General features: G+C 69.2%; 16 protein-coding genes. 12 read left to right on the forward strand and 4 right to left on the reverse strand.

What is annotated here, in order from left to right:
• From DKL51_RS15420 to DKL51_RS15430, 3 genes are all read left to right on the forward strand, one after another.
• The coding region (locus DKL51_RS15420) for a DUF4190 domain-containing protein (protein WP_148097794.1) at positions 1–386 on the forward strand (386 nt) is incomplete at its 5' end.
• 83 nt (positions 387–469) lie between these two features.
• Positions 470–955: a hypothetical protein gene (locus DKL51_RS15425; protein ID WP_124812187.1), complete on the forward strand. Its 486-nt coding sequence runs from the start codon at positions 470–472 to the stop codon at positions 953–955.
• 106 nt (positions 956–1061) lie between these two features.
• Entirely contained in the window at positions 1062–1322 is a 261-nt protein-coding gene (locus DKL51_RS15430) for a hypothetical protein (RefSeq protein WP_109944914.1), read from the forward strand.
• A gap of 282 nt (positions 1323–1604) precedes the next feature.
• On the opposite strand, the gene DKL51_RS15435 is transcribed toward DKL51_RS15430, so the two are convergent.
• Positions 1605–2417 (reverse strand): IclR family transcriptional regulator, encoded by an 813-nt coding sequence (locus tag DKL51_RS15435; protein ID WP_221623189.1) that lies wholly within the window; start codon positions 2415–2417, stop codon positions 1605–1607.
• Positions 2418–2550: 133 nt separating this feature from the next.
• Here DKL51_RS15435 and DKL51_RS15440 point away from each other — a divergent pair, with 133 nt between their 5' ends.
• From DKL51_RS15440 to hxlB, 5 genes are read left to right on the forward strand one after another with little or no spacing between them, the layout of a single operon-like run.
• Positions 2551–3861, forward strand: a complete 1311-nt coding sequence (locus DKL51_RS15440) for an MFS transporter (protein ID WP_124812188.1) — start codon at positions 2551–2553, stop codon at positions 3859–3861.
• A gap of 12 nt (positions 3862–3873) precedes the next feature.
• A complete protein-coding gene (locus DKL51_RS15445; protein WP_124812189.1) occupies positions 3874–4644 on the forward strand; it encodes a fumarylacetoacetate hydrolase family protein in 771 nt (256 codons plus the stop codon).
• Positions 4641–5594 (forward strand): sugar kinase, encoded by a 954-nt coding sequence (locus DKL51_RS15450; RefSeq protein WP_109944910.1) that lies wholly within the window; start codon positions 4641–4643, stop codon positions 5592–5594. The genes DKL51_RS15445 and DKL51_RS15450 overlap by 4 nt, the downstream gene beginning before the upstream one ends.
• A 13-nt stretch (positions 5595–5607) precedes the next feature.
• Entirely contained in the window at positions 5608–6243 is a 636-nt protein-coding gene (locus DKL51_RS15455; protein WP_109944909.1) for an orotidine 5'-phosphate decarboxylase / HUMPS family protein, read from the forward strand.
• A complete protein-coding gene (hxlB, locus tag DKL51_RS15460) occupies positions 6240–6791 on the forward strand; it encodes a 6-phospho-3-hexuloisomerase (protein WP_109944908.1) in 552 nt (183 codons plus the stop codon). The genes DKL51_RS15455 and hxlB overlap by 4 nt, the downstream gene beginning before the upstream one ends.
• 338 nt (positions 6792–7129) lie before the next feature.
• On the opposite strand, the gene DKL51_RS15465 is transcribed toward hxlB, so the two are convergent.
• On the reverse strand, positions 7130–7555 hold the full coding sequence (locus tag DKL51_RS15465) for an ester cyclase (protein WP_109944907.1): 426 nt from the start codon (positions 7553–7555) through the stop codon (positions 7130–7132).
• 358 nt (positions 7556–7913) lie between these two features.
• Here DKL51_RS15465 and DKL51_RS15470 point away from each other — a divergent pair, with 358 nt between their 5' ends.
• The 3 genes from DKL51_RS15470 (at position 7914) to DKL51_RS15480 (ending at position 9649) form a co-directional block, all read left to right on the forward strand.
• Positions 7914–8357, forward strand: coding sequence for an OsmC family protein (locus DKL51_RS15470; protein ID WP_109964503.1), 444 nt, complete (start codon positions 7914–7916; stop codon positions 8355–8357).
• Between the two features lie 430 nt (positions 8358–8787).
• A complete protein-coding gene (locus DKL51_RS15475) occupies positions 8788–9075 on the forward strand; it encodes a DUF2277 domain-containing protein (RefSeq protein ID WP_109944905.1) in 288 nt (95 codons plus the stop codon).
• A 130-nt stretch (positions 9076–9205) separates the two neighbouring features.
• A complete protein-coding gene (locus DKL51_RS15480) occupies positions 9206–9649 on the forward strand; it encodes a methyltransferase (RefSeq protein WP_243422396.1) in 444 nt (147 codons plus the stop codon).
• A 276-nt stretch (positions 9650–9925) separates the two neighbouring features.
• On the opposite strand, the gene DKL51_RS15485 is transcribed toward DKL51_RS15480, so the two are convergent.
• Positions 9926–10375: a hypothetical protein gene (locus DKL51_RS15485; RefSeq protein ID WP_109944903.1), complete on the reverse strand. Its 450-nt coding sequence runs from the start codon at positions 10373–10375 to the stop codon at positions 9926–9928.
• Between the two features lie 201 nt (positions 10376–10576).
• Between DKL51_RS15485 and DKL51_RS15490 the strand changes: the two genes are divergently transcribed.
• Positions 10577–11152, forward strand: coding sequence for a DinB family protein (locus DKL51_RS15490; RefSeq protein ID WP_109944902.1), 576 nt, complete (start codon positions 10577–10579; stop codon positions 11150–11152).
• A gap of 12 nt (positions 11153–11164) precedes the next feature.
• Here the strand turns inward: DKL51_RS15490 and DKL51_RS15495 are convergent.
• Positions 11165–11961 (reverse strand): IS5 family transposase gene (locus DKL51_RS15495; protein ID WP_185734812.1). Its coding sequence is split into 2 segments (ribosomal slippage), with 798 coding nucleotides annotated over them: positions 11165–11697 and positions 11697–11961; the frame shifts between segments, so codons are not numbered across the junction. This gene is flagged as partial in the annotation.

Here is an 11961-nt window from a genome sequence, read left to right on the forward strand (position 1 = left end):
TCGCCGGCGTCCCGGGGCCGTACCCGCCGGTGTCCGGCCTGCCCGCGACGTACCCGCCGGTGTCGGCCGCGCCGTACCAGCCCGGCGGCTACCCGCCGGCCGCGCCGCGGGTAGCCGGGCAGCCGCAGCTGACCTCGGGCATGGCGACGGCGTCGCTGGTCCTCGGGATCCTCGGCGTGCTCGGCGGCTGGTGCCTCTTCGGGCTGCCCTGCATCCTGGCCGTCGTTCTCGGCCACCTCGCCCTGCGAGAAACCCGCGACGGCACCAGGACCGGGCACGGCATGGCGGTCGCCGGCCTCGTCCTGGGCTACGTCTTCGTCGGCCCGATGATCGCCTTCACCGTCCTGATGTTCTTCGGCAGCGTCCTGGGCGCGGCCACCCCCTGAGCAGGTCGACCAACCGATAACACCGGCCGCCATCCCGGCCGGCCAACGACGCGCCCACGAGGCGCCGAAAGGACACGTGCGCAATGTCCCCCGACACCGACGATCGCGCGGATCAGCCCGTCGAGCTGTCCCGTAAGGACACGGGATGCGTCATCACCGCGCGCTGGCACACCGACCCAGGACCGATGAGCATCACCGGACCCGACGAGGTCGTCATCCGCCTCGCCGACGACGCGGCGCCCGAGATCCGGGAACGCGGCGTCACGTCGGAGGTCCTGCACCGGATGGGTCGGCAGGTCGACGACATGGTGGCCGAGTTCCACGAGCTGCCGAGCGTCGGGGCGTACCAGGTGATGGTGCGGCGGTACATCGAAGGCCGGCTCGCCGAGCTGGCTCAGGTGCGGGGTGCGGTGGCCGATGGGTTTGAGTCGGATCTGCTCGAGGTCTTCGAGGACCTGACCGGTCGCCGGCACAAGGATCCGCTCGGGACGCTCGCGACGGTGACCGGTAGGTCGCGGGAAGCCCTCGACCACCTGCTCGAGGTGGGTCGCCAGCGCAACGCTCGCTAAAGGCGCAACCGATTCCACTGTGGTGGGGCATGCGATAGCCAAGTTGCTATAGGCATTGCCCCGCTCCGCATGCTGTTCCCAACTCCTCAACTCAGATAGGACCGCAATGGGCTGGATCAACAACGCCAAGGCCAACGAAGCCGGCAAGCATGCCCGGGAGGCGCTCGCCAAGGGCAACCACATCCTGGTCTACAAGATTATCGAGGCCACCACCAACAGCCGTGTCACTGCTCCCATGGCCGGCATCGCTGAACAGATTCAGGCCATCGAGGCGGAAGGCTGGATGCTGGCCAACATGGCCGCCGCCGAAGGCAAAGCCATGACCAGTGAGCGGACGGCGCTCGTCTGCCTTTTCCGGCGACGCTGAGCCGGGTCAACGGGGCCAGGTTCAACGGGGTGGGAGCCTGCCGCTCCCGCCCCTTCGCCTTGGGGAAGTTGTGCCGTTGCCAACGGATGCGACCGTGTGCGCATGCGCAGACGATGGCGTGTGCCCGCGGTGCCGATCATCCTCGTGGGGGCCTGCCTTGGCCTGTCGTTCGTGACTACCGGCCTCCAAGGTCCACACCCGGCTGGTTGTCGCCGTGGAGCCGAGCTCCGCTCACCGATGATCGAAGCACGCCGAGGGCCCGGTGGCATCCCGGTGCTGCGTTCAACGACGGGGTGGTAGCAGCAGGGCCAGCTCCCGGGCGGCTTCGGTCAGGATGGGCACCTGCCCGACCAGGTCCTCGATCGGGGTACGAAACGCGGGGGCGGCAACCGAGAGCGCGGCTGTCGCCGTACCGGTCGGGTCGAGGATCGGCACGCCGACCGCGCGGATGCCCGCCTCGTGCTCCTCGTCGGCGATCGCGTACCCCCGGGAGCGGACGGTGTCGATCTCAACGCGGAACGCATCCCGGTCCGTGATGGTGTTCGGGCCGAGCGACTCGAGGGGAAGCGTGGCGACCAGTTCCTCCCGCGCCGGGGCGGGGGCGTACGCGACGAGGACCTTGCCCATCGCGGTGCAGTGCAGCGGGCCGTGCTTGCCCGGCTCACCGATCACGCTGACCTGTCGGGGGCCCTCGACGTAGTGGACGTAGAGCTGCTTGTCATCGTCGCGCACTGACATCAGCGTCGCTTCCCGGGTGTGCGCGGAGACCCGTTGCATCACCGGCAGCGCGATGCCGGTGAACCCGAAGGCGTGGGAGACCCGCTGACCGAGCTCGAAGACCTTGAGCCCGAGGGTGTATCGCTTGCTGGCGTCGTCGAAACGCGCGTAGCCCTCGCGGACGAGAGTGCCGAGCAGCCGGTAGGTGGTACTGGTGGGGAAGCCGGCGACGCGCGACAGCTCGGACAGGGCGATGCCGCCAGGCCGGTCACCGAGCAGGCTCAGGAGTCGCAGGGCCTTGCTCACCATGTCGGACGCATCGCGGGCGGCGGGACTCGTGGTGCGACTTCCCGTCTCGTCCGTCTTTGGGTTGGTCACATCGCCTAATCATGCCGCATCGCGGCAAGCCATCGTCAGGTAGCGAAACAAGGTATTGACGTGATCTTAACAGCGGCGCAGGATTGCTGCATCGCGGGAAGCCTTCTCACATCGTGGCAAGAAGGAGAGATCAATGACCGTACCCTCTCGGCCCCCCTCCGAGCCGGTCGCGCTTGGCCGTCAACGCTGGGGCCGCCTGCTGCCCATCGTCTTCGTTACCTACAGCCTCGCCTACCTGGACCGGTCCAACTACTCCGTCGGCGTCGCCGGCGGCATGAAGGAAGACCTGGCCATCACCGGCGGCGTCGCGGCGCTGCTCGGCGCGCTGTTCTTCCTCGGCTACTTCCTGTTCCAGATCCCCGGCGCGATCTACGCCGAACGGCGCAGCGTCAAGAAGCTCATCTTCTGGAGCCTCATCGCCTGGGGGGTGCTGGCCTCCCTGCAGGGCCTGGTCTCCAACGTCGGCCTCCTGATGGTCGTCCGCTTCCTGATCGGTGTGGTCGAGGCTGCGGTCCTGCCGGCCATGGTGATCTTCCTGTCGCACTGGTTCACCAAGCCTGAACGCGGGCGCGCGAACACCTACCTCATTCTCGGCAACCCGGTCACCGTGCTCTGGCTGACCGTGGTCTCCGGCTACCTGATCGAGGCAACGTCGTGGCGCGGCATGTTCATCATCGAGGGGCTGCCGGCCGTCATCTGGGCCTTCGTGTTCTGGAAGATGGTGGACGACAAGCCCGAACAGGCGCGGTGGCTCGACCCCGCCGAGCGTGACGGCGTGGTCAACGCGCTGGCCGAAGAGCAGAAGATGCTCAACCCGGTCGGCTCGTACCGAGAGGCGTTCCGCTCCCGCAACGTGGTCCTGCTGTCAGTCCAGTACCTCCTGTGGAGCATCGGCGTCTACGGGTTCGTGTTCTGGCTGCCCTCGATCGTCAAGGCCGGTTCCGGCGAGGGCATCGGCCTGACGGGCGTCATCTCCGGCGCGCCGTACGCGCTGGCCGTCATCGTGATGCTGGTCAACAGCCGCGCCTCCGATCGCTCCGGGCGTCGCTCCGCGTACGTGTGGCCGTGGCTCCTGCTCGGCGCCGCCGCGTTCTACGGCTCGTACCTGCTCGGGCCGCGGCATTTCTGGCTGTCGTTCCCGCTGCTGGTGATCGCCGGTGCGGCCATGTACGCCCCGTACGGCCCGTATTTCGCCTACATCCCGGAGTTCCTGCCCCGCAACGTCGCCGGCGCGTCGATCGCACTGATCAACAGCTTCGGTGCGCTGGGGGGCTTCGCCGGCTCGTATCTGGTCGGCTGGCTCAACGACAGCACCGGCTCCAACGCCGCGTCCTTCCTGCTGATGGCGCTGTCGCTTGCCGCCGCAGCCGGGATCGTGCCGCTGGTGCGGGTGTCCAGGGCCAGCGCCGCCACCGTGCTACCCACCCCGGTCCCCGCCGAGTAGGAAGAGACATCAATGCGGATCGCCCGCGCCGCCCACGCGGGCGGCATCGGGTACGGCGTCGTGGAGGGTGACCGCCTCACCCTCCTCGACGACCCCCACACGCTGCCCACCGACCGGCACGCCGTAAACCCCGGCCGGACCTCGCTCCGGCTGCGCGACGTGCGGCTTCTGGCGCCTGTGGAGCCCCGCACCATCGTCGGGATGGCACACAACACCGGCCCGGCCGACCGCAACCTGCCGCCGCAGGCGTTCCTCAAGCCCGCCCGCTCAGCAATCGGACCGCACGAGGCGATCCCCCTGCCCGCCGCCATCGGCCGGGTCGACGTGGAGGGCGAGCTGGCGGTCGTCATCGGCCGCCCGGCACGCCACCTGCGCCCGGTCGACGCGCTCGACGCCGTGTTGGGATACACCGTCGCCAACGACGTCACCGCCCGCGACCTCCAGCAGGTGGACCCACTATGGACGACCGCCAAGGGCTACGACGGGTTCACGCCGCTCGGGCCGTGGATCGAAACCGACCTCGACCCGTCCGACGCCGTCGTTCGGATACACGTCAACGGCTCACCTCTGGCGCCGGCCTCCACCGCCCGCCTGGCCCGTGACGTCACCGAGATTCTCGTCTACCTCACCTCGTTCATGACCCTCGGTCCGGGCGACGTCGTGCTCACCGGCGCACCGGGCGAGTACGCCGCCATACACCCGGGCGACCAGGTGACCGTCACCGTCGACGGCATCGGCTCCCTGCACAACCCGGCCACGCAGCTGACTGGCGCACCGGCATGAGGCGGGGACTGGACGCGGTCACGTTCGGCGAGGTGATGGCGATGTTCGTGGCCGTCGAGCCGGGCCCGCTCGACCACGTCAGCACCTACGTCCGGGCGTTGGCCGGCGCCGAAGTCAATGTCGCGACCGGGCTGGCCCGACTTGGCCACCGGGTCGGCTGGGTCGGGCGCGTCGGCGACGATCCTTTCGGCCGGTACGCGGTCGCCGAACTCGCCGCCACCGGCGTCGACACGACCACCGTCACGCTCGACGCCGACGCGCCCACCGGGTTCCAGCTCAAGAGCCGGGCCGACGGCGGCGACCCGCAGGTCGTCTACTTCCGGCGCAACTCCGCCGGCAGCCGGCTGGCACCCTCGCCGGCCACCGACGCGTACGTCGCCGACAGCCGCCATCTGCACCTCACCGGCATCCCGCCGGCCCTGTCGCCTACCGCCCGGTCGTTCGCCACCCGGGCCATCGACGTCGCCCGCGCCGCCGGCGCCACCGTCTCCTTCGACCCCAACCTGCGACCGGTGCTGTGGAACGACCAGAGCGAAATGGTCCGAGTCATCAACGACCTGGCCGTACGCGCAGACTGGGTGCTGCCCGGCGTCGCCGAAGGTGCGGTGCTCACCGGCAGCACCGACCCGGCGGCCATCGCGTCGTTCTACCTGGACCGCGGGGTGTCCGCAGTCGTCGTCAAGAACGGCGCTGCCGGCGCCGACCTGTACACCGCCGACGGTGGGCGCTGGCACCAGCCGGTCTTCCCGGTGACCGTGGTCGACACCGTCGGCGCCGGCGACGGCTTCGCCGCCGGACTCATCAGCGGTTATCTCGACGGGCTGCCGATGCAAGAGTGCCTGCGCCGGGCCGCGGCAGTCGGTGCGCTGGCCACCACCGACCCCGGCGACAGAGACGGCCTGCCTGACCGTGCCGCACTGGCCAGCTTCCTCGCCCTCGTCACCACGTGAAAGGACCCACCCGATGCAACTACAGGTAGCCCTCGACCGGATGCCGCTGGAGCGCGCCGTCGACATCACGGCCGCCGTGACCCCGCTCGCCGACTGGATCGAAGTCGGCACCTCCCTCATCAAGCGGTACGGCATGCACGCCGTCGAAACGATCGTCGACGCGGCGGCCGGAACCCCGGTACTCGCCGACCTCAAGACCGCCGACGATGCCAGGTGGGAATTCACCGTCGCCTACGACGCGGGCGCCCGCTCCGCCACGGTCCTCGGTCTCGTCGCGGCGGCCACCATCGACACCGCCGTCCAAGTCGCCGAGGAGCACGATCGGGAGGTGATGGTAGACCTCATGGGGCTCGACCAGTCCGCCCGAGCCGCCCTCGCCGCCCGCCTCCCCGGCCACGTCGTGCTCGCTGCCCACATTGGCAAAGACAGCCAGGCGCACGGACACGGCCCAATCGTGCTGCTCGGCCCGTGGACACGCGGCCGGCGGGTCGCGGTCGCCGGCGGCCTCGGCGTCGACGACATTCCGGCCCTGGCCGGCGTACCGGCCCTGAGGGTCATCGTCGGCTCGGCCGTCACCGGCGCGGACGACCCGGCGGCGGCGGTCTCCGGCCTGCTCACCGCCGCCCGTACCGCGGAGGTGGCGCGGTGACCGACCTCATCGACACCGTCCGCGACGAGATCACCGCCGCGCTCGCCGCCGCCGACCGCGACCAGGTACGGGCTCTGGCCGACACCGTCCTCGCCGCCCGCCACGTGCTCGTCACCGGTGAGGGCAGATCCGGCTTCATGGCCAAGGCCTTCGCCATGCGCCTCATGCACCTCGGCATCAACGTCCACGTCGTCGGTGAGACCACCACGCCCGCCCTCGGCCCGGGCGATACCATCGTCGCGGTCTCCGGCTCCGGCACCACCCACGGCACGGTACGCGTCGCGGCCCAGGCCAACACAGTCGGCGGCACGGTCCACGCCGTCACGACGGACCCGGACAGCCCCCTCGCCCGCGCCGCCGCGACCGTCCTCGTCGTGCCCGCCGCCACCAAGTACCGCAAGCCGGGTGAGGCGACAACCGTCCAGCCGCTGTCAAGCCTCTTCGACCAGACGACCCACATCCTGCTTGACGTGGTGTGCCTTCTGATAGCACAACGGCGGGGCGTGGACAACGCGGCCGCCAAGGCCGCCCATGCCAACACGGAATGACTCGAAATTCGGGGTGCAGTCGGCCGAGTTTGTTGCATAGCCAGGCGTTTCGCGAGGCCGTCGGAGTGCCCCGCCCCGAGCCGCACTGCCGGAGCTGAGCTGCCCTCAGCGGAGCAGGCCGCTCGGGTCGCCGAGCAGTCGCCGGACGACCGGATCTGCCGCATGAGGCAGTGCCACGGACGCTCGCCGAGGAGACGCCGCTCAACGCCCAGCGCCGCTGGTCGAGTGTTGGTGGATCGCCCTGCGGAACACGTCCTACATTGCCGATGATCGGATGGGCAAAAGGCGGACGGTGAGAGTACGGGACCGCCAAGGAGAAGCAGAGACACTCAGACGGCTCAAGCCGCCCCGGACGCCTCGGGAGCTTCGGCTAGCTGCGCCGCCAGGCCGGCACGGTCGATCTGCATCCAGTATTGCGTGATTCGTCCGTCCTCGATGTGGTAGACGATCGCGTTCACTTGCCGTACGGTCCGCCCTGTTGGAGCATGCCGCCCGATCTGCACCAGGCGAACGTACGCCCTCGCGCCGTCGACCAGCAGATCCTGCACGTCCAACTCGAAGTCTCCCCAGGCTTCGATCATGTCCCTGACGTGCTCGGCGTAGTTCTGCGGAGTGCGCTCGATCGTCACCTCGTCCTCCGACTGCACCTGGTGCGCCAGTACGACCGGTGCCATTAGGTCGGTGACGCGGTTCAGGTCCCGGCCGGAGCGGACATAAGTGAGGAACTCCGTAACAACCCGGCGGGTCACCGTCTCGTCGATCATGCGCGGACTGTGGCACGTTGCAGCGCTGCAGCGCTGCGACGCCGGCCACAGGCTGCACCCTGGTAGAGCGGCGCGGTCGGCAGGCGTGCGCTCACAAGTAGCCGCCGAGTGAGCGCGCGGCGTGGTTCAGGTCGCGTCTGTTGACGCCTGTGCGCCTACTCGCCTGGTGAGTCGACGCGCGTGCCGCGACGCACCGGTCGAACTTTCAGCTGAGACCGAGGTGGACGGCCCACAGCGCGTCGGCGCGGCACTTCTGGTCGACGCTGTCCTGATATGGCGGTCACTTGACGGAGGATGGGCCGATCGGCCGGCCAGGCCGGTGGCTCGGGTTCCAGGAGGCCTGGGTAGCTTCCCTGTCATGAGTGAGGACACCTTCCGCTCGGTGGAGATCGAGCGCGCCAGCGTGGGGAAGTACGTCCTGCGGAACGTCCGCGGCGGATCGATGTCGATGGGCACGGGCGAGGACGCCAGCTTCACGCCGGTGGAACTGCTGCTGGCGGCCATCGGAGGCTGCACCGCGATAGACGTGGACCACATCACGAGCCGCCGCGCCGAGCCGACTCAGTTCTCCGTCCAAGTCACGGGCGACAAAATCCGGGACGAGGCCGGAGGAAACCGGATGCAGAACCTCACGGTCGAGTTCACCGTGACGTTTCCGCAGGGCGCGGACGGCGACAGGGCGCGCGAGGCGCTGCCCCGGTCGCTGCAGCAGTCGCACGAACGGCTGTGCACCGTCTCCCGTACCGTTGAACTTGGCATTCCCGTCTCGATCGTCGAGGCTGCCGGTTCCACCGGGGACTGAGGTTTCCGGGCGTCACCCGGGGTTTTACGGCGGCGAGGCGTTCGATCACCCCGCGGGCGCAGTGCTGGTAGTGCTCGATGTGCAGCCCTGTGGCCGCGACGTCGCGGATGGGGCGGCGGCGGAAGTCTTGGCCCGCGCTGATCCTTTCCGCCCTGGACCCATGCCGAGCACAGGGGCCACGTTGCCCTGACCCACCACGCCGTAGGCCCAGCGCTTGCGGTCTTGGCCGAACTGAGCTCCCTAACGATGGGTACGGCATGCCGGCGCAGCAGGCTGGCCGGCGGCGAGGAGCTTCCGCACGCCGGTCAGCCGCCGCCATGGCCGTCGGCGAGTGCTCGCGATGATCAGGGCACGCGCGGCATACATCGCCAATGCGGGCGTCGTTGGTAACCCATCTTCCGGTGTCGGCTCGGCCTGGCATGGTAGAGGCATGTGCAGGAACATTCGCGTGCTCCACAACTTTGAACCGCCTGCGACCGACGATGAGATCGAGGCCGCCGCCATCCAATACGTGCGCAAAGTCAGCGGCACGACACGGCCGTCCGCGGCCAACGAGGAGGCGTTCGGCGACGCGATCCGCGCTGTCACGGCGGCCACCCGGACCCTACTGGACAGCCTCGTGACGAAGGCGCCTCCCCGCGACCGCGAGGTGGAGGCCGCGAAGGCCAAGGCGCGCGGGGCCGAACGGTATGGCCGTCAAACGGCAGCCTCGGGCTGACGACTCCCGATCTCACTGGCCACGCTCTGCTCTGGTCAGGGCTTCGTGCTCGGTGACCTCTTCGGCGGCCCCGAAGGTGTCGACTCGTGGGTTCACTCGATCGGACCCCGGCGCACTGTCGTGTCACCCGATGAGCGGAACTGACGGCGGAGCAATGGATATGCGCGTGGCCGGTCCGGTGGCGCGCGCCGAGCAAGCCATCGTCTCCGCCGGCCTGGGCCACCGGGCCGGCACCCAGGTCGGCAGCTTCTTCGATGCCCTTCCCGCAGGAGCGGGCGGCTACGTGCTCTCGGGTGTCCTCCACGACTGGGATGATGACGATGCCCTTCGCATCTTGCGACGGTGCGCCGACGCAGCCTCGGAGACGGGAAAGGTGCTCGTCGTGGACCACATCGGCGATGCCCAGAGCGGTACACCGGACACCGAAGGGGACCTGCGCATGCTCTGCCACGTCCGGGGCCGGGAGCGCACCCTCGACCAGCTGGGCGAGCTGGCCGAGTCACCGGGCCTAGAGGTCAGCTCGCTCACGCCAGCCGGCTCGCGCTCGATCATCGAGTTGCGCCCATCTCACTGAGCCATCCGCTTGCGGACACCTGCCGCCGGCACCGCGACCAACGCGACCGGCCTCGACCTCACGGTCGGCCGGCCCTGACGCTCAACGCCGTGGCTGCATGAACGTGCGGGCCGCGCACGGTTCACGGTCATAGCCGCTGTCGGTGCCCGTCCTTCACGCGCGACTGCATGCGAGAAAGCGCTCAGAGATGTGGCAAGGAGGGTCGTGACGGCGGGTGCTGAGGCGGAGCCGTCCGCGCCGCTAGCCGAGCGCCACGCGCGGCGATCGCGGCAACGGTCAGGAGACCGCAGCCTTCACCAGCTCGACGACCTTCTTCTCTACCGCCGGGCTCCACTTCTGAAGCGCGTACGACACCGGCCACAGGTCCCCGTCGTCGAGGTTGGCCGCGTCCTGGAAGCCCAGGGTCGAGTACCGGTAGTTGAACTTCCCCGAGTCCTGGAAGAAGACGACGACCTTGCCGTCCGCGTTCGCGTAGGCGGGCATCCCGTACCAGGTCTTCGGCGACAGCTGCGGGGCGGTAGCGGTCACCGTCATATGCACGCGCTCGGCGAGCGCACGATCCTCCGGCGCCATCTGCGCGATCCTGTCGAGGACCGCCTGCAGCTCGTCGGCCTTCTTGGTGCCCTTCTTGCCTTCGGCGCGCAGCTCGGCGGCGCGCTCCTTCATCGCGGCACGCTCCTCGGCGCTGAAGCCGTCGGACTCGGTCTTAGTATTCTTTGCGGGCATTTCCAGGCTGCCTTTCGCTCAAGGCTCGGCGAGATGCCGGCCATCAGGAAGGCTAGGCCCAACGGCACCCAGGCGCTTCTCGATTCCTGATCGGATCGGGCGGCCAGCCGAGGCGTTTGACTAGGGCGTGTCCTGCCCATCATGAGCTCCGTGGATCGTCCGGGGCAGCGCCGACACCCAGCCGGATGCCATAGTGCCGCGATGAAGGCAGACCTGCACAGTTACTTGAAGGGCGGCCGCGACGCGCTGCTGTGGAAGCTCGACGGGCTCAGCGAATACGATATTCGGCGTCCGTTGACCCGGACCGCCACCAACTTGCTCGGTCTGGTGAAGCACTCGGCGGCCATGGAGATCCTCTACTTCGGCGTCGTGTTCGGCCGGCCGTTCGAGCAGGAGCTGCCGTACGTCGGCGACGGAGCGGAGACCAATGCCGACATGTGGGCGACCGCGGATGAGACCCGCGAGGAGATCGTCGCACTGTACCGTCGCGCGATCGCCCACGCCGACACCACCATTGAAGCCCTTGCACTGGATGAGGTCGGCCGTGTGCCGTGGTGGGGCGATGCAGCGGTCACGTTGCACCACGTCCTGGTCCACGTCATCGCGGAAACACAACGGCACGCCGGCCACGCTGACATCGTGCGCGAACTCATCGACGGCGCGGCCGGGCTGCTGCCCAGGAACGACAACCTGCCCCCCGCCGACGAGTCATGGTGGCTGGACTACCGCCAGCGAGTAGAGCAGGCTGCCCTCGACGCCAGCAAACGCAGCAACTAGGTTTTCTGTCGATCATGGAAGCCAGATGACGGCGGCGATGAGGACGAGGCTGGCCCGGTAGAGGGATGCGCGTTTGACGTAGCGGGTGGCCAGGTCTCGCCACTGCTTGAGGCGGTTGAAGCAGCGTTCCACCACGTTGCGCTTCTTGTAGACCGCCCGGTCGAAGGCGGGTGGCCGCCCGCCGGCGCTGCCCTTGGCGGCCCGGCGGGCGACCTGGTCCGAGCGTTCCGGGATGACGTGCCGGATCCCGCGGTGCCGCAAAGCGCGGCGGGTGGAGTCGTGGGCGTAGCCCTTGTCGGCGATCAGTACGTCGGGGCGTTTGCGGGGTCGGCCCGGTCCCGGCTCGTTGACGCAGATCGCGTCCAGTAGCGCCAGCAGCTGGGGGTTGTCGCCGGCCTGACCTGGGGTGAGCAGAATCGCCAACGGCCGGCCACGTCCGTCGACGGCGAGGTGGATCTTCGTGCTCAGCCCGCCTCGGGACCGGCCGATGGCCTCGCCATCTTGCGCACCAGGCGTCGCCGCACTGGTCGGGGAGCCCCCTTTTTGCGGGCGCCAGCGGCATGCTGGTGCGCCCGCACGATCGACGAGTCGATGCTGATCGTCCACTGCACCGGTGTCCCGTCGTCGTGCACCTGCGCCGCCGCGAGGATCCGATCCCACGTCCCGTCGGCCGTCCACCGACGCAGCCGTTCGTGGCAGGTCTTCCACGGCCCGAACCGTTCCGGCAGGTCACGCCACGGCGCACCCGTACGCAGCTTCCACAGGATCCCATTGATGACCTGACGGTGATCCCGCCACCGCCCCCGCGC

The sequence above is a fragment of the Micromonospora globispora genome, assembly GCF_003857015.1.
Classification (GTDB): Bacteria; Actinomycetota; Actinomycetes; order Mycobacteriales; family Micromonosporaceae; genus Micromonospora; species Micromonospora globispora.